The organism is Mucilaginibacter pankratovii, assembly GCF_014773265.1.
GTDB lineage: Bacteria > Bacteroidota > Bacteroidia > Sphingobacteriales > Sphingobacteriaceae > Mucilaginibacter > Mucilaginibacter pankratovii.
Window position 1 is genome coordinate 71,610 of sequence record NZ_JACWMY010000008.1, and the last position, 18,133, is coordinate 89,742.

The window sequence follows — 18,133 nt, forward strand, 5'->3', positions numbered from 1 at the left end:
CCATGAAACCAATCTATGATCTGAATTGGCTTACCAACAAGTTCGACACTGGTGAGCACCTAAAGTATATTTTCTTTTGGGGGCATACCAATAAAACAAACGAAGAAGTAGGGAAATTCTGTTTCAGTCAGTGGTTCGAATTGCCTTTCACAGTAGATGATATTACTTACCGCTCCACCGAACATTGGATGATGGCGCACAAGGCGCTGATGTTTGAGGATATAAAAACTTATGATAAGATCATTGCAGCTAAAAGTCCCGCCGAAGCAAAAAAATTAGGCAGAGAGGTACTAAATTTTGACGAACAGGTTTGGTTAGCCTACAGATATGAGATAGTTGTGAATGGAAACATCCATAAATTCAATCAAAGTCCAAAATTTGCTGAATTTCTCTTGAGTACCCATGAGCGAATTTTGGTTGAAGCAAGTCCAACAGATAAAATTTGGGGGATAGGAATGGCACAAAGCGAAGATGGCATCGACAATCCTTACTTTTGGAATGGACTGAATCTATTAGGGTTCGCTTTGATGGAAGCACGGGATTTTTTGATTAAGCACGGACATTTTTCAGTATCACCTGAGCCGGTACAACCTCCGTGGAAAATATATCCGGCAATAGACCCTATGGACATTTTTTGGCGGATGGGAAAAGGCGAAGACACAATAGTCGCTTTTGGCAACTATCACAATGGGCTTAGCGAAAGAGAGAAGATCATCTTCGACCTTACACATCCGGCGCCTTATGGTTGGCGAAAATACTTGTAAGGTTTAACTCATCCATTTTTGGTTGGCGTATCCACACTACCAACATTTAAGGCGATATACGAATGCCTGTTTAGAATGTGAGTGCATGCCGGTGAGGACGCTGGCAAGGTGATGAATTAATTAATAATCACTCTGTCAATACAATGTAAGCTCCCAATCTTCGTAGGGTGGCGTTACTTTAAAATTGCGGTCACAGTAACTACGGAGGTAGTCAGTCGCTCTTTTTTCGGCGTATTTAGCATTCAAAACTTTTCCTGTTTCGTCCATTTCAATTACATTGGCATAAATGGCAAATACCTGCTCTATCGCACTTGGTTCTTCTCCGTATAACGACAAATAATCAACCCCTTCCAGCGTATTCTGGCTACCGCTCGCCATAAAATAGGCAAATGTTCTAAGGGCACCGCTAAATGAATTACTTAGTTTCATAATCCTTTTAAATTTATCTATCAATTTAACCTATGGTTACTTTATAATAGCTTCCTACTTGTTCATACTATAACAAATACCCTTCAACACTTTTGCTGATGATTACATCGCCATCATCATCGGAAGGGCTATCGTTTTCATCAACCGGGTCGAGGCTTATGTAAAAGCCCTTTTCTGTTTTAAAGAATTTATATCGTTCCACATAGTAAAAGTGATGTTCAGCATTCCAATAAAAGGAATATTCCAGCACATTTACAAAGCGAAGTTTGATTTGTGTTTCAGCCCATTTTTTTGATTGAATCGAAGTAAAACATACATCTATGCACAACCGATGTTCTTGATAAGCTATATCAAACCGCGTAACGCTGGCATCATGAATAAAATATGTCCCTTGAGTTAACTCAAGGACTTCTTCATTCCTATATATTTTCTCCATAAAAAAGGCTCCCAAAAAGGGAGCCTCAATTTAATCATTCATGTGCACATTTAAAATCCGAAATCTGCACATTTAAAATCACGTTCCGTATTCAGGCGTGGTTACTTCGCTTTCTTCAAACTCGTAATCGCTTAGCGGCGGGCAAGAGCATATCAAAGTCCTGTCGCCGTAGGTATCGTTTACACGGCCTACTGATGGCCAGAATTTGTAAGCAGCTACATATGGCAGCGGGAAACCTGCTTTTTGGCGGGTGTACGAGTGCTCCCACTCATTGCCGGTAATTACGGCGGACGTATGCGGTGCGTTCTTTAACGGGTTATCTGTTTTATCTGAAAGCCCGCTTTCCACATCGGCAATTTCGTGACGGATAGAGATCATGGCATCGCAGAAACGGTCGAGTTCGTGTTTTGGCTCCGATTCTGTTGGTTCTATCATCACCGTACCCGCAACCGGGAAAGATACTGTTGGTGCGTGGAAACCGTAATCCATCAAACGTTTGGCTATATCCACTACCTCGATGCCGTAAGCTTTAAACGAGCGGCAATCCAGGATCATCTCATGTGCGCAACGGCCTTTGCTGCCGGTGTATAATACGTTATAATGCGCTTTGAGGCGGGTTTTAATATAGTTGGCATTCAGGATAGCGTAACGGGTAGCGTTAGTTAATCCGTCGCCACCCATCATAGCGATGTAAGCGTGGGAGATGATGAGGATAGAAGCAGATCCCCATGGCGCAGCCGAAACCGCGTGGATAGCTTTACCATTATCAATATCAACCACCGCATGGCCCGGCAGGTAAGGTACCAGGTGTTTTGCAACACCAATAGGGCCCATACCCGGGCCGCCACCGCCGTGTGGGATACAGAAGGTTTTGTGTAAATTCAGGTGGCAAACATCGGCACCAATATTGGCGGGACTGGTAAGCCCCACCTGTGCGTTCATGTTGGCGCCGTCCATATAAACCTGGCCGCCGTTAGCATGTATGATCTCGCAGATCTCGATGATCGATTCCTCGAACACGCCGTGGGTTGATGGGTAAGTCACCATCAGGCAGCTTAGTTCGTTTTTATATTGCTCGGCGCGGGCACGCATGTCCTCTACGTCGATGTTGCCATTCTCGTCGCATTTTACTACTACGATCTTCATGCCGGCCATAGCTGCTGATGCAGGATTGGTACCGTGTGCCGATGATGGAATTAAAGCAATGTTACGGTGACCTTCGCCCCTATCGTGGTGATAAGCACGGATAACCATTAATCCGGCATACTCGCCTTGCGCGCCTGCGTTTGGCTGCAGGCTCATGGCGGCAAAGCCGGTAATTTCGCTCAGCCATTTGTTCAGTTCATCAAACAATTGCATGTAGCCACCTACCTGGTCGGTTGGTGCAAAGGGGTGCATTTTGCTGAACTCCGCCCAGGTAACAGGTACCATTTCGGTAGTGGCGTTCAGTTTCATGGTGCAACTGCCCAGTGCTATCATCGAGTGGCAAAGCGAAAGGTCTTTGGTCTCTAACGATTTGATGTAACGCAGCATCTCGTGCTCGCTGTGGTGCGAGTTAAACAAGGCGTGCGTTAAGTAAGCCGAGGTACGCTGCAATTCGGCAGGTATTACGGTCTCCACACTTCCCCTCAGCTCATCAAAATTAGCATCGGTTAACGTTTTGCCTTTTACTTTGGCAAAGAAACGTACAATGTTCTTCACATCCTCCGGCGAGGTAGTTTCATCAAGGGAGATAGTAACCTCGCTGCCGTTATAATGGAAATTCGATTCGTTATTTAAAGCTTCTGAATGGATAGGCCCGGCCAATACGCCCAGGTCAAACTTCAGGGTATCAAAATAAACTTTATTTAGCTGCTCGTAGCCTAATTCGTTCAGCGACGAGGCCAGCAATACGGTTAAACCGTGGATGCGCTCGGCTATCAGCTTTACGCCTTTGGGGCCATGGTAAACGGCATACATACCGGCCATAATAGCCAATAGCGCCTGTGCGGTACAAATATTGGAGGTTGCCTTGTCGCGGCGGATGTGCTGCTCGCGGGTTTGCAGAGCCATGCGCAGCGCATAGTTGCCGGCTGCATCAATGGTTACGCCGATGATGCGGCCAGGAATAGAGCGTTTGTATTCTTCTTTTGTGGCAAAGTACGCCGCGTGCGGGCCGCCAAAACCCATGGGTACGCCAAAGCGCTGGGTGCTGCCCACTACGATATCCGCTCCCCATTCGCCCGGAGGGGTGAGCAGGGTGAGGCTCATGATATCGGCAACAACGGTTAGTTTTATACCTTTTTCGTGCAGTTGGTCGGCAAAGCCTTTGTAGTTGTACACCTCGCCATTGCCGGCAGGGTATTGCACAATGGCGCCAAACATATCATCGGTAAGTTCCACATTGGCGTGGCTGCCAATTTGCAGTTTAATACCATAAGGCTCGCTGCGGGTTTTTAAAATATCAATGGTTTGCGGGAACACCTCTTCGCTCACAAAAAACACATTGGCCTTTTGGTTTTTGCGCAGGCTGTATTGCATAAACATAGCTTCGGCAGCTGCGGTACCTTCATCTAATAACGATGCGTTGGCAATCTCCATCCCGGTAAGATCAATAACCATGGTTTGGAAGTTTAGCAGCGCCTGTAAGCGGCCCTGGGCTATCTCGGCCTGGTAGGGTGTATACTGCGTATACCATCCGGGATTTTCGAGGATGTTACGCTGTATCACACCCGGAACGATCACATCATAATACCCCTGGCCGATGTACGATTTAAAAACCTTGTTTTTTGATGCGGTTACTTTCAGCGTATTCAGGTAATCAAACTCGCTTTTGGCGGCAGGTAAATTTAGTGGCGCTTTAAGCCTTATTTTGGCTGGCACGGTTTCATCTATCAGTTGGTCAAGCGTTTCCACACCAATAGTTTTTAACATTTTATCGGTATCTGCCTGGTTTGGCGCTATGTGCCTGTGCTGGAATTTTTCCTGGTAATCTATGTTCAGCTTCATCAAATGGGTGTCCCTTAAATTTAGCGCAAAGGTACAATTTTAGGTATTGAATAACAATTGGGTAATGTATTAGTGACAATGGTTTTACAAGCGGAATTTGTATTTTGCAGGTTCTTAATTGATTTATGTTCGGCAGGCGGGTTTTACTTTTCTTATTGGTAGTTTTCTTATCTGCTAAGGTGCGTGCCGAAGTATTTACCGTAACCAGCAATGCCGATAGCGGCCCGGGCACTTTACGGGAAGCATTAACGCTGGCGGCGGCGAATGGGAGTGCAGAGAAGGACTTTATCTATTTTAATTTGCCGGATGTGAGCGAGGCGGGAAGAACGATTGCGCTGCTGACACAATTGCCTAACATCACATCCAACATCAGTATTGACGCCAGTACGCAACCCGGAGTAAAATTTGGCGTTACGGATGCCAAAGTTAAATTAACCCTTAAATTTACAATTCCAGACAATCTAAAGGTTTTCTACAGTAATGGAGCAGATTTTATTGAAATATATGGAGTTTGGTTTGATTGCGATAATAACAGCGTAGGTGGGTCTGCAATCGAACTAAAAAGTTTTAATACAGTAACTATAGGTGCACCCGGCAAAGGTAACTTTTTCGAGAGCGGGAATGTTATCGTAAATAATGGAAAGCTTTGTTCTTTTAAAAGCAACATATGCTGGGTGGATAAATCCGGCGAAATTGCCCGTGGAGGGGGGTTATACTTATTTAGTTGCGCTAATGTTATCATCGGTGGAAGCGCCGATGCAAAAAACGTTATTGCCGGATTAACGGAAATCTTTTTTGATGGCCCTGCTGTCAATAGTCTTGATTTGAGCTATAACCTAATGGGGACTAACTATACAGGAACCAAAGCACCATATGGCTTTAACTTAATAAATCAAACAAGAGTACGTGTAGAGGGCACTTACGTTGTATCTGGCACACGGCAATATACCCCATTAAATGCTGTAATAAAAAACAACATAATAGCAGATGTGTACGGTGCCGATTTGTTGTATATGAATTCAGTTAAAGGCAGCATCGTTATCCAAGGGAATGCTTTTAATACAGACTTTGCGGGGTTGGCCAATTTTAACGAATTCAGCCAGAGTATTGCATTTAATGCAATTTCGCTATCGGTTGATGCTGACGTTTTGATAGGTGGACCTACCCCCTCGGATAAAAACCTAATTGCGTATTGCCTGGATGGAATAGTCCTTAGTCCGCCGGATAATAAAAATCCGGCGAAAAAGTTTGTAATAAGCCGCAACAGCATTTTCTGTGTCGGATTTATAAGTGCTGTAAACTCAACGGAGGTGGATAAATTGCCCTTTGTTAAAATAGCTTCCGTTTCCAATACAGGCATAAGCGGCACCTCAACCCCAAATGCCGATGTGGAGTTATTTTATGCCGGTTGTGGATGTAGCAGCATTCCAACGCCCAAAGACTATTTTGCTACTGTTAAGGCAGACGCAAATGGCAACTGGGTTTACAGCGGCGCGGTTTCCGGCTATGTAATGGCATCAGCCACAATAAATAATTTAACCGGTTTGTTTACCGGATTAAATATTAATGAAGACAAACTTGTAATAGTAAACGAAACCTGCGGTAAGAAAGGATCGGTAACAGGCATTAATACTCCTTACACTTTTGGCTACCGATGGTATAACGATAAAAATCAACTGGTAAGTTCTCAACGAGACCTGATAGATAAAGACGCTGGTATATACACGCTTAAAGTAGGCTCGGGTGGCGAGTGCGATATCACCAAAACTTATGAGATTAAAGATATGTCAATAACTGTTGATCTCAACAACCTTCAATATACAGATGCAACTTGCACCGCCGCTGGTTCTATTAAGGGCGTTGTGATACATACACAGTCGGCCCAGTTTTATCACCGATGGCTTGATGCAACAGGTGCAGTGGTTTGCGATTGCACAGATCTTGATGCTGCAACGGCCGGGAGTTACACATTTGAGGTTGGCAACAACGACGGCACTTGCAAGCAAAAGTTTGGGCCTTTTATGGTAAAAAACAAAGATGCGCCCGTCATCGTCGAGTCGTCGTACACTACAAATCCAAGCAATTGTAACAGCCCTACGGGTTCTATTAAAGGCGTATATGCAACCGGTGGCACAGGCACCCTGCAATATAGCTGGCGCAATGCACAGGACCATGAAGTTGGTACCTTACCGGAGCTCACCAGCGCATTTGCCGGCAAATACCGTTTAAGGGTAAATGATGGCACAAGTTGCCCGCCGGTTTACAGTACCGAAATTGAGATACTCGAAAGCAACGGTGTATCGCTGGACCGTACTGGCCAGGGCGGCCTCTCCGCCACCTGTAACCAGGCAAATGGCTCTATTACGGGCCTGCAGGCTTCCGGCGCAACAACATATAAATGGGTGGTAACCGGTACCAGCACGACAATAAGCGACAAGCCTGATCTAAAGGACGTTGAAGCAGGGCTTTACACGCTTACCATAAGCAACACAACCTGTAGCAGATCCTACGATTTTGAGGTAGCAGGTTTCCCGCCAACGGTATTTACGGGCATCACTTATACCAAAACAAAAACTTGCGACGCTTTTCCTACCGGTACCATCACACTTAATACCGAAAACGCTAACGAACAACCTACTAAATACCGTTGGGTAAATAGTGCAGGCGAGAATGTTGGATTCGATAAAACCGTACAGTTTCTGCCGGCAGGTAACTATACGGTATATTTAACTGATAAAAACTTTTGCGAAAACCAGCTCCCCGGCACATTTACCGTAGAGACTTACCCCGAATTTAAAGTATTGAGTTTTGGCACGGTTACCAATACCCAATGCGGCGTAGGCACTGGCGGTGTATCCGAAACAAGGGTTACCGGCGGTACAGGTGCTTATACCTATCAATGGTTAAATGCCGACGACAACGACAACCCGATACCCGGCAAAAAAGAGGCATCGATAACGGGCCTTTTACCGGGGCATTATAAATTACGCATTACCGATGGAGGGTGCAACAAGGCTGAGCCGCCTTATAATATTGTAGATGTATCAGCTACACCTCCTCCGCCGTCGGCAACAAATATTGCGTTGTGCAGCGCGGGTCCGGCCATTATTACTGTAGATGACGCTTTCGCTACGGCTATTTACCGCCTTTACGATACCGAAACCAGTCTAACGCCTATTGATGAAGAGATCGGCGGCAAGTTCAATATCAACATTACGGGGAGCAGAAGCTACTACGTAACCCTTACCTATGGTTATTGCGAAAGCACCCGGGCGGAGGTAAAAGTGGCCCTGGGCACTATTACCAATGGCATTGCCAACACCTTCACGCCCAATGGCGACGGCATAAACGATTACTGGAACATTAAAGGAATTGAGAATTACACCAATGGTATAATCAGCGTATTCAACCGCGGCGGGCAACTGGTATTCCAATCAAAAGGATACCCCAAACCTTTTGACGGCACGTACAATGGCAAACCGTTGCCGGCGGGTGTTTACTATTATATTATCAATCTAAAAAGTTGCAGCCTTATATCGGGCAACGTCACCATTATCCGTTAGGCCAGCTGGCGCAGGTACATTTGGATGGTGTTTTCCAGTCCGTAATATAAAGCATCGCTGATCAGCGCGTGGCCAATGCTCACCTCATCCAGCGCCGGGATATTTTCTGCAAAGTATTTAAGGTTGTGCAGGTCCAGATCATGCCCGGCGTTAATGCCAAGCCCCAGTTTGTGCGCTACCTCAGCAGCTGCAACATAGGGTGCAACAGCCTGTTTCTTATTTTGCGTGTATTGGGTGGCGTAGGCCTCGGTATAAAGCTCTATCCGGTCGGTGCCGGTTGTAGCGGCGGCTTCCACCATTTCTATTACCGGGTCTACAAATATCGATACACGGATGCCCGCGTCTTTAAACACCTTAATAATATCCTGCAGGTAAGCCTGGTTGCTTATGGTATCCCAGCCATGGTTACTGGTTATCTGCCCCAAAATATCGGGCACCAGGGTAACCTGCTCGGGCTTATTGGCCAGCACCAGTTCTACAAACTTCTGCTCTTCGCAATTGCCTTCAATATTAAATTCAGTGGTCACTATCTTCTTCAGATCGAACACATCGTTATAACGGATGTGCCGCTCATCGGGCCGGGGATGTACCGTGATGCCCTGCGCGCCAAAACGTTCACAATCCTTAGCAACTTGTACCAGATCGGGGTTATTGCCACCGCGCGAATTGCGCAGTGTAGCTATTTTATTGATGTTTACAGATAAACGGGCCATGATGCAAAGTTAATACATATGGCATTAAATAAAGCCGCTGTATAAAAGTTATAACAAGGCTGAGCTGTGCACGCGCCCACAGTTTCCACAACCGATTGCATTTTAAACTAACCGCGCTTTTGTTACCAATATTAAAATATTTTTCATTACTAACTGAAATTCATGCTTTTAAGAAAGTAATAATTTAATATATTCGTAATACCAAATTATTAAAAACCACAGTGACCGATACCCCTGTACCAGTTAATGAAAAAGCGCGCCTTAAAGCGCTTGATGAGTACGAGATCTTAGACACCCTAAGCGAGCACGAGTTCGATCGCATTACCGAACTGGCTTCTATCATCTGCGAGGTGCCTATTTCTTTAGTTTCATTGGTTGACGAAAAACGCCAGTGGTTTAAATCTATGTTTGGGCTTGATGTGCGCGAAACCTCGCGCGATATTTCTTTCTGTCGCCACGCCATTATGGATACCAACCTGATGGAGATAAACGATGCGACAAAAGACCCCCGCTTTCAATCCAACATACTGGTTACCGGCGCGCCGGATATCCGCTTTTATGCAGGGTACCCGCTGATAGATCCACATGGCCACGCGCTGGGTACGCTGTGTGTGATAGACCGCGAGCCAAAGCAACTTACCGACAAGCAAAAACGGGCCATGCAGGTGCTTGCCGAGGAAGTTATCGTTTTAATTGTAGAACGACGCCAAAAACAGCAGCTGCAAAACTTCGAAAAGATCTTCAACTTATCCAACGACCTGGTTTTTGTAGGTGGCGAAGATGGTTTTTTTAAAAAGATAAACCCCGCATTTAAGCGTGTTTTGGGCTGGGAGGAAGAATACCTGTTAAGTACGTCCACGTTTGAGTTTATCCACCCCGATGATGTTGAGCCTACGGTTAAACAACTCGAAAAATTAACGCGGGGAGAACCAACCGTTAACTTTTTACAGCGTTTTAAAAGTATTACCGGCGAGTACAAAACCATCCAGTGGACGTCTACCCCCGAGGCATCTACCGGTAATATTTTTGGCATAGGCCGCGACGTTACCGAAAAGATAAAGCTCGAAAAAGTGCTCGCACAAACATCAGAGATGCTGGAACGCACTAATACTGTTGCCCGTGTAGGCGGCTGGGAGTTCGACCTTCAGCATCAAACCTTATACTGGACACCCGTTACCAAAGAGATACATGGCGTACCGGCAGATTATACACCTAACCTGGTGACCGCCATCGATTTTTATAAAATAGGCGAAAGCCGCGATAAAATGGCCGAAGCGATAAACAAAGCCGTTACCCATGGCGTTCCGTGGAGCCTCGAAGTGCAAATAGCCAACGCTAAAGGCAAAGATCTTTGGGTACGCGCCCTGGGTAACGCTGAGTTTGCAAACGGCGTTTGCAAAAGGCTTTATGGCACGTTTCAGGATATTGACGATTATAAGCGCACCGAACTTGCCCTGATGCGCGCCGTTACCACCCAGAAAAAGCTGAACGAAGAACTGAAGGTACAGGTAAGCCTGGTGCAAAAGCAGGATAAAACCATACAGGATATACAGGAGTTTAAGTTCCTGGCCGATTCTATCCCCGAGATCATCTGGACATCTAACCCGGACGGCAGCGTAGATTATTACAACCGCTACTGGTTTGATTATACCGGCCTTACGCTGGAAGAAACCAAAGATTTTGGATGGCCGATGGTGCTGCACCCCGATGATATTGAGAAAGATGGTAACGATTGGCACTACTGCCTGGCTACCGGTACCCCATATGAATCGGAGGTGAGGTTTAAGCGTAAATCTGATGGTGTTTATCGCTGGCACCTCTCCCGTGCCCTGCCCATGAAGAACGACAAGGGCGAAACCATTAAATGGTTTGGCTCCTGCACCGATATAGACGAATATAAGCGCGCGCTTAACCTCGAGAGCAAGATAAGCCAGTTTGAAGATTTTAACCGCATTATTGCCCATAACCTGCGCGGCCCGGCAGGCAGTATTGGCATGCTGCTGGATATGATAGCTGAAGAAGAAGAGCCTGCCGAAAAAGAGAACCTTTTAGGGATGCTGAAAACCAGCAGCCTCACCCTCAACGAAACGCTGAACGAACTGATGAAGGTGCTGGAAGTACGTAATAATAAAAACATGATGTACGACCTGTGCTACCTGCCCGAGATGGTGAACGTTACCGACGCTATGCTGAAGGGCCAGATAGCCGCCAAAAAAGCGGTAATTACAACCGACCTGCAAGTGGCCAGCATGAAATTTCCTAAAATGTACCTCGAAAGTATATTTTACAACATGGTGAGTAATTCGCTTAAATACAGCAAACCGGATATTGCCCCCCAAATAAATATTTCCTCCAAAATTATCGACGGCCGCGTAGTGCTTGAATTTAGCGATAATGGACTGGGGATAGACCTGAGCCGCCACGGCCAAAACATGTTTAAGCTCAACAACGTGTTCCACCAGGGGTACGACAGCAAGGGCGTAGGCCTTTTTATGACCAAAACGCAGATAGAAACCTTTGGCGGGAAAATTACAGTAGAAAGCGAGCCTAATGAGGGGACTACGTTTACGATTGTGTTTTAGAAGATCTTGGACATACCACGGGCAAACGCTAACTTTACCTTATGCCCTACACCTGCCCCAAATGCGAACGCGAACTAACCAGCGAAAGCCAAAGGCATTACTGCGCCAAAGTAAGTCTGGACAGCCTGTTTAAGGGCAAATCGCCGGAATTGATCTTACTCTTTGATAAACTCCTTGCCGAAGTTGCCGACTGGCCCGATGTTTTGGTAGGCACCACCCCAAACTGTATCACCTTTGTGCACCGGCAAACTTTCTTTGTTATCCGCCCAATGCAAAAGGTGCTTGATCTTAAATTCTACTCTGCCGAAAAAATGGAAGGCCCGCCGATATTTAAAAGCATAGCGACGGCAGGCAGGTTTCAAAATAATATCCGGCTGAGTAATACCAATGAATTACGCCCACAGCTTTTTAGCTGGATAAGGGGATCGTATGAATTATTGTAGACCTTAAACCACCATACTTTTAATTTATCAATCAAAAGCCTAAATTTAAACCGAACTTAAACCTGCACCTATGAGGCGTTTATCCGTTATTGCATTATTTATTATTATTTCTTTTAACAGCCGCGCACAATCGCTTTGCGAGAAATTGGCTAATCTAAAAACACAGTGCTACGGGTTTATTCCTACCTCGCTAACTACAAAACAACAGGAAGCAAAATCTGCCGAGCTGGACAAATTTTGGAACCTCGCCAAAACCGACCCGAACAAGGCTCTGCCCTGTTTAAAAGAGATGATCCTGAACGAAAATAACGACCCTTATTTTTGTTTTGATGCATCTACCCTAATACTAAGTCTCGATAGAAAACAACAATATTTGGATGTAGTATTGGCCGGCGTAAACAAAACCGACTTAAAACAACTGCAACTGGAAACTTATTTACAGGTATGCTTTTCCCTGGCCAAAAACGGCAAAGATATTACCGCGGCTACCGAAAAGTTGATAAGCACCCCGGGGGCACACGTTTACTTAACCATCCATGTGATAGACTTAAGCGCAATTGATGCCAGCTTGTTTTTGTATAATACCATGACAACCGAAAGTGCCGAACGCTGTTTAATTAATATCATCACCAATGGGAACCCAACCGGCAGGCACAACGCCGCTGTTGTTTTAAACATCTTAAGCACCGCGCGCGGCGACAGCTTATTAAACAAACTGATAGACGAAAACAAACTTGCCGACTCGACCAAGGCCTTTGTTTTAAAAGACAGGAAAGAGTTTATCAGCCAGGGCAAAACCGAATTAACCGCCACCAATGAAGAAGCCATTCGCAAAGAACGGCAGGAATCGATGCCTGGCTTATCCGATGAAGGCTTGGGAAGATACTTTAGGCTTACCGGAACGCTGATGGCGCTGAGAAATAAAAAATACGGGTTGCTTTATAAGCAGTAATTAAACGCGCATCACCTCCCCAGCCAAATTTCTATATACCCAGGCTTAGCTTTAGCATCCTGATAGAGGTTGGCGGCGTAAGCTTTATCATAATTAAAGCGCATAAATTCCGCCAGCTTCTCTGCCTGCTCTTTGTCGCTTTCGTTAAAGTATCGTATTTCGGGCTTATCAGCTCGGCCGGCGTCCACAATATATCGGGCGTTCATTACCGTATAACCAGCGGCTTTAAGCTGTGCGCTCAGGTCAACAAAACCTGTTGTTTTTGTTTTGTTGCCGGTAAGCAAATATACCCGGGCATTATCCACTATGGGTGCCTCTAATGTTTGCCCCGCCGTAGGTTTTACCTGCGGGATACTTTCCGGGTCCTTTTCCTTTTCGATGATGTAATTACTTACGCTATCCCTAACTCCTGATTGGGTTAACAAATTGGTGTGCACAAGCATTTTTAAGGTGAGCAACCGTTCCTGCGCAGATGCAGACTCCAGCGCTTTCATCACCAGGTCCGACTGGTACTTCTGCTCGGCAAGCCGCACGTTCCAGTAACCTTGTACTATACCGCCCACTATTGTGCCAAGTACCGCAAAAACACCGGATAATATCAGCGTAATCACCGCCGGACTTTTCTTTTCCATAAATTAAGTATTTATACTTAAAGTTATAGTAACAGCCTTATAATCAACACGGTGAAAACACCCTTTTTTAAACAGTATAATTACGTACGCACACTGGATTGGGTAAATGCCCGGCAACACTAATGGCCACAACAAAAAAGGGATGTAGTTTTCACCACATCCCTTTTAAAGCTTTCGCCTTTTAGCTTTAAGCTTTTACCTTCTTAGTAACGATAGTACTCCGGTTTAAACGGACCTTCTACAGTTACACCGATATACTCGGCCTGATCCTGGTCTAAAACTTCCAGTTCGACACCAATTTTGGCAAGGTGTAAACGGGCAACTTTTTCATCCAGGTGTTTAGGCAGGGTGTAAACTTCTTTTCCGTAAGCATCAGCGTTGGTCCAAAGTTCTATCTGGGCTAAAGTTTGGTTGGTGAACGAGTTGCTCATTACAAAACTTGGATGGCCTGTGGCGCAACCAAGGTTTACCAAACGGCCTTCCGCTAAAACAATAACGTCGCTGCCTTCAATGGTATATTTATCAACCTGTGGTTTAATTTCAATTTTGGTATTGCCATAAGCGCTGTTTAACCAGGCCATGTCAATCTCATTATCAAAGTGACCGATGTTACAAACGATAGCTTTATCTTTCAAGGCGCGGAAGTGGCTTTCACGAACGATGTTTTTGTTACCTGTTGCAGTAACCACAATGTCAGCTTCGGCAATAGCGGTAGAAAGTTTTTTCACTTCAAAGCCTTCCATAGCTGCCTGTAAAGCGCAGATAGGGTCAATTTCGGTAACGATAACGCGTACACCAGCGTTACGCAGAGAATCTGCAGAACCTTTACCTACGTCGCCATAACCGCAAACAACGCCTACTTTACCGGCCATCATTACGTCGGTAGCGCGGCGGATAGCATCAACCAACGATTCGCGGCAGCCGTATTTGTTATCGAATTTTGATTTGGTAACCGAATCGTTAATGTTGATAGCTGGCACCAATAAAGTACCGGCTTTCATACGCTCGTATAAACGGTGAACACCAGTAGTGGTTTCTTCAGATAAACCCTGGATGCCTTTAGCAAGTTCCGGGTAACGGTCGAAAACCATGTTGGTTAAGTCACCACCATCATCCAGGATCATGTTCAATGGCTGGCGGTCTTCACCGAAGAAAAGAGTTTGCTCGATACACCAGTCGAATTCTGTTTCGTTCATACCTTTCCAGGCGTAAACAGAAGTACCTGCGGCAGCAATAGCAGCAGCAGCGTGATCCTGGGTAGAGAAGATGTTACAGCTCGACCAGGTAACTTCGGCACCAAGGGCCTGTAAGGTCTCTATCAATACCGCAGTTTGGATAGTCATGTGCAGACAGCCCGCTATACGCGCGCCTTTTAATATTTGTGCTGGTCCGTATTCGGCACGCAGGGCCATTAAGCCCGGCATTTCGGCCTCGGCCAATTCAATTTCTTTGCGGCCCCAGGCGGCAAGTGAAATATCCTTCACTTTATTTTTAACGTAGGTGGTTTCTACTGTCGACATAGCTTTTCTAATTTTTTCTTCAAAAGTAAAGAATATAATTTTTTTAATGAAAGGTGTACGGGTTTAGTTGCCATAGGGCAAGCTGAACCGCTGATTTTTCGCAGGTTATTGTTTATTTAAGGTGCTCAGGAAGGCTTCGCCGTTTTAATGATTAAATGATAGGGCTGATTGTCTGAACCTTGATTGACTTGATTAGAGGATGAAAGGATTTAAAAAAATGCAATCAGGGCAATCTTTAAATCCTTCGCATCATGGTTCAAATAATTGGGGCGTTGCCTTCGGCCCGGGCTTTACGCTGCAAATCCTCGCCCTTGCCTACGCGCTAAGGCTCTCCCGCGGCTGTGGGTTTTCCGCTGCAATCCCTAACGCATTTTCTGAACCGCTGATTTTTCGCGAGTTATTATTTTTTCATGGTGCTCAACAGGGCTTCGCCGTTTTACTGATTGAATGATAACGCTGATTGTCTGAACCTTGATTTTTAGGATTAAAGGATTACTTGATGCTTACCTGCAATCAGGGCAATCTTTAAATCCTTCGCATCATGGTTCAGACAAACTATGCGGCTTTTTCCCCAATGGTTTTCCCGGCCACAACAGGCGCCATGCTCAAGCTGCCATTATGCACACCGCCCATTTCTACCTGCAGGGTTGCAGTTTTAATATCGCCGCTGATGTTGCCTGTACTGCGGATCTCTAAAGACGACGCGTTGATGTTACCCGTAACATTACCGTAAACAATGATCTCCTTGGTAACGATATTGCCTTTCACCAGGCCCTTTTCGCCCAGGATAAGGCCTTCGTCTACCGTGATGTTGCCGTTTACGGTTCCGTCAATACGGGCAAAGGCAGGGGCGTTAAGGTTACCATCGAGTACCGAGCCTTCGCTGATGAGGGTGGATATAGCCTGCAGGTCTAAAGCCACTTTTTCTTTTTTTGAGAATATTGCCATGGGGAGGGGGAGTTTGGTGAGTGGTTGGTTGGGTGAATGGTGAATAGTTGTATTGTGGCGAAAACTTAGTAGCGGGCTGCGAGTCGTTTTGCAACCACTCACCACTTAACTACTCACCACTCACTGTTATTTATTAAGCGTTAAAAAATTAACAGGGTTTACCGGGCGACCGTTCTTGCGCACCTCGTAGTGTAAATGTGTGCCTGTAGAATGGCCGGTGGAGCCTACCTCGCCCACTTTTTCGCCCACGCTTACCTCCTGCCCGACCTTCACAGTAATGCGCGACAAATGCCCGTACAAGGTTTGAAAATTATTACCATGCTGTATGCGCACGCATTTGCCGTAGCCACCAAACCAGCCTGCAAAAATAACTTTGCCGTTAGCGGTGCTTTTGGCTTCATCGCCCCGGCTGCCTTTAAAATCTATCCCGGGGTGAAATTCGGCACTGGCAGAGTTGAAGGGATCGCTGCGGTAGCCAAAAAAGGAGGAGAAGCCGCTTAGCCTGGGGTAGCCCATCGGGGTGAAAGCGATATTCCCCATCACCCGGCCCAGGTAATCGTTATACAGGCTGTAAACTTCCTTATCAGATAGCTTTTTGCCTTCGGCATTGTTATCGCCTCCGGTGCCTTTGGTACTGAAGCCCTTAAGGCCGCGGCGGCGCAGGTAATCGTTTATGGTTTTAAGTTTGCCCTCTATTTGCTGGATGTAGCCCTGGGCGGAATGCTCTTCCCCTGCCTTTTGCAGACTGGCGGGAATCTCGCCTTTGAGCTTTACAATTTGCGATAGCAACTGCATTTTCTCCTGCTCCTGCCGGGCGTTTTGGGCATGCAAATAAAAAATAAAGCCGGTTAATATGGCAAAAATGCCCGCTATACCGGCTGCGTAATGCTTTATTCTTTTTAAATGCTTTGTTTTTACCTGCAACGATTGGGTTTGCTGGTTGCGGTTTAAGATCACAATAGTACTTACATCAGATGTCTTCGGGTTCATCGATTTAATTAATTGGGATTGCAAAGTAATCAACGTAATCCAATTAATCAAATTAACATTACGTTAACTGTTACATTTACAATTAATTATAGTGAATGGTCAGTGGTGAGTAGTGAAGTGGCCACAATAAGCCGTTTTCTTTAGGTAGTTTGCTATGCACTCGCCACCAAATAAAAGAGCGATGAGTAAACCCATCGCTCTTCAATATCATCGGCAGTTAATCAATCAACCACTCGCTATTCACTACTCACCACTCACTTACATATTCAAGCTCAAATACTGTTTGGGATTAACCGGTCGACCGTTCTTGCGGATCTCGTAATGCAGGTGCGGCCCGGTGGAGCGGCCTGTAGACCCTACCTTGCCAATCACATCGCCTACGGTAACGCGCTGGCCTTCGTGTACGTTAATTTTTGAGAGATGGCCATACCATGTTTCCAGGCCGTTGGGGTGTTTGATGCGTACGCAGTTGCCATAGCCGCCCGCGCGTGCCGCGTAAATAACGTTGCCGCTTGCGGTGCATTTAACAGGTTCGCCTTTTTTGCCTTTAAAATCCAGCCCGGGGTGAAACTCTCCGCCACCAAAATCAAACGGATTGCTGCGGTAACCAAAAAAAGAGGTGAACGAGCTGATGCGCGGGTAACCCATTGGCATGTAGGCAATGTTGTTCACCAGCCTGTCCAGGTAGCTGTTAAACTCGCTGTACATTTTGGTATCGCTTTTTGCTTTATTGGTGCTCAGGTTAACGGTTTTAAAGCTGATGCTTCTTAAGCCGCGTTTACTTAAATAATTGTTTATACTTTTTAATTTGGATTGGATGCTCTCTATGTACCCAACGGCTTTGCTTCGGTTGCCCTCTTTCTCCGAGTTGGCCAGTAAAGCATCTTCGGTGGTTTTGTCTACCTCGTTTTGTAAAGTTGCTATTTGCGAGTGCAGGCGCGTGTTCTCATTAGTTTGCGCAACTACCTGGCTGTTTAAGCGCATAATGGCCGTCATGAGGACCATTACAATAATGAGGCCTGCCGCCATGGCCAGTTTAAGGCTGTTAAAATGCCTTGCCCTTACCTGTACTACCCTGGGTTGGATTTGATTTTTTTGCGTAAATATGCCCATTACCTAAACGTTCTGTTTTTAAGTTTTTTCTTTAGTTAATTAATCAGGGATCAGCGTTAA

At 45.7% G+C, this 18,133-nt stretch carries 15 protein-coding genes; 6 read left to right on the forward strand and 9 right to left on the reverse strand.

All coding sequences use genetic code 11. The annotated features are described in order from the left end of the window. Positions 1-2 precede the first annotated feature (2 nt). Positions 3-764 carry an NADAR family protein gene (locus tag IDJ77_RS16045; protein WP_191189990.1) on the forward strand — a complete coding sequence of 254 codons (762 nt, stop codon included), beginning with the start codon at positions 3-5 and terminating at the stop codon, positions 762-764. 135 nt (positions 765-899) lie between these two features. On the opposite strand, the gene IDJ77_RS16050 is transcribed toward IDJ77_RS16045, so the two are convergent. The 3 genes from IDJ77_RS16050 to gcvP all read right to left on the reverse strand — a co-directional run bounded on the left by IDJ77_RS16050 (position 900) and on the right by gcvP (position 4,617). Continuing rightward, entirely contained in the window at positions 900-1,193 is a 294-nt protein-coding gene (locus IDJ77_RS16050) for a DUF7677 family protein (RefSeq protein ID WP_191189991.1), read from the reverse strand. Positions 1,194-1,260: 67 nt separating this feature from the next. After that, positions 1,261-1,629: a hypothetical protein gene (locus tag IDJ77_RS16055; protein WP_191189992.1), complete on the reverse strand. Its 369-nt coding sequence runs from the start codon at positions 1,627-1,629 to the stop codon at positions 1,261-1,263. Positions 1,630-1,707: 78 nt separating this feature from the next. Further along, complete coding sequence (gcvP, locus tag IDJ77_RS16060; protein ID WP_191189993.1) at positions 1,708-4,617, reverse strand: aminomethyl-transferring glycine dehydrogenase; 2,910 nt, start codon at positions 4,615-4,617, stop codon at positions 1,708-1,710. A 125-nt stretch (positions 4,618-4,742) separates the two neighbouring features. Between gcvP and IDJ77_RS16065 the strand changes: the two genes are divergently transcribed. Beyond that, positions 4,743-8,180: a gliding motility-associated C-terminal domain-containing protein gene (locus IDJ77_RS16065; protein ID WP_191189994.1), complete on the forward strand. Its 3,438-nt coding sequence runs from the start codon at positions 4,743-4,745 to the stop codon at positions 8,178-8,180. On the opposite strand, the gene IDJ77_RS16070 is transcribed toward IDJ77_RS16065, so the two are convergent. Then, positions 8,177-8,893 carry a pyridoxine 5'-phosphate synthase gene (locus IDJ77_RS16070; RefSeq protein WP_191189995.1) on the reverse strand — a complete coding sequence of 239 codons (717 nt, stop codon included), beginning with the start codon at positions 8,891-8,893 and terminating at the stop codon, positions 8,177-8,179. The two genes, IDJ77_RS16065 and IDJ77_RS16070, sit on opposite strands and share 4 nt — an antisense overlap. Positions 8,894-9,114: 221 nt before the next feature. On the opposite strand from IDJ77_RS16070, the gene IDJ77_RS16075 reads away from it, so the two are divergent. The 3 genes from IDJ77_RS16075 (at position 9,115) to IDJ77_RS16085 (ending at position 12,870) form a co-directional block, all read left to right on the forward strand. Then, positions 9,115-11,475 carry a PAS domain-containing protein gene (locus IDJ77_RS16075; RefSeq protein WP_191189996.1) on the forward strand — a complete coding sequence of 787 codons (2,361 nt, stop codon included), beginning with the start codon at positions 9,115-9,117 and terminating at the stop codon, positions 11,473-11,475. Positions 11,476-11,516: 41 nt separating this feature from the next. Continuing rightward, positions 11,517-11,918 (forward strand): DUF5655 domain-containing protein, encoded by a 402-nt coding sequence (locus tag IDJ77_RS16080; protein WP_191189997.1) that lies wholly within the window; start codon positions 11,517-11,519, stop codon positions 11,916-11,918. Between the two features lie 70 nt (positions 11,919-11,988). Then, on the forward strand, positions 11,989-12,870 hold the full coding sequence (locus IDJ77_RS16085) for a hypothetical protein (RefSeq protein WP_191189998.1): 882 nt from the start codon (positions 11,989-11,991) through the stop codon (positions 12,868-12,870). A gap of 11 nt (positions 12,871-12,881) precedes the next feature. On the opposite strand, the gene IDJ77_RS16090 is transcribed toward IDJ77_RS16085, so the two are convergent. Together IDJ77_RS16090 and ahcY are read right to left on the reverse strand one after the other, a co-directional pair. Beyond that, positions 12,882-13,502, reverse strand: a complete 621-nt coding sequence (locus tag IDJ77_RS16090; RefSeq protein ID WP_191189999.1) for a hypothetical protein — start codon at positions 13,500-13,502, stop codon at positions 12,882-12,884. A 203-nt stretch (positions 13,503-13,705) separates the two neighbouring features. Then, complete coding sequence (gene ahcY, locus IDJ77_RS16095) at positions 13,706-15,022, reverse strand: adenosylhomocysteinase (RefSeq protein WP_191190000.1); 1,317 nt, start codon at positions 15,020-15,022, stop codon at positions 13,706-13,708. Positions 15,023-15,221: 199 nt separating this feature from the next. Here ahcY and IDJ77_RS16100 point away from each other — a divergent pair, with 199 nt between their 5' ends. Continuing rightward, positions 15,222-15,473 carry a hypothetical protein gene (locus IDJ77_RS16100; RefSeq protein WP_191190001.1) on the forward strand — a complete coding sequence of 84 codons (252 nt, stop codon included), beginning with the start codon at positions 15,222-15,224 and terminating at the stop codon, positions 15,471-15,473. Positions 15,474-15,577: 104 nt separating this feature from the next. Here IDJ77_RS16100 and IDJ77_RS16105 read toward each other — a convergent pair whose 3' ends face one another. The 3 genes from IDJ77_RS16105 to IDJ77_RS16115 all read right to left on the reverse strand — a co-directional run bounded on the left by IDJ77_RS16105 (position 15,578) and on the right by IDJ77_RS16115 (position 18,073). Continuing rightward, positions 15,578-15,970 (reverse strand): bactofilin family protein, encoded by a 393-nt coding sequence (locus IDJ77_RS16105; RefSeq protein WP_191190002.1) that lies wholly within the window; start codon positions 15,968-15,970, stop codon positions 15,578-15,580. A 126-nt stretch (positions 15,971-16,096) separates the two neighbouring features. Next, positions 16,097-16,960, reverse strand: coding sequence for a M23 family metallopeptidase (locus IDJ77_RS16110; protein ID WP_191190003.1), 864 nt, complete (start codon positions 16,958-16,960; stop codon positions 16,097-16,099). A 258-nt stretch (positions 16,961-17,218) separates the two neighbouring features. Next, a complete protein-coding gene (locus IDJ77_RS16115; protein ID WP_224751123.1) occupies positions 17,219-18,073 on the reverse strand; it encodes a M23 family metallopeptidase in 855 nt (284 codons plus the stop codon). Between the last annotated feature and the right edge of the window lie 60 nt (positions 18,074-18,133).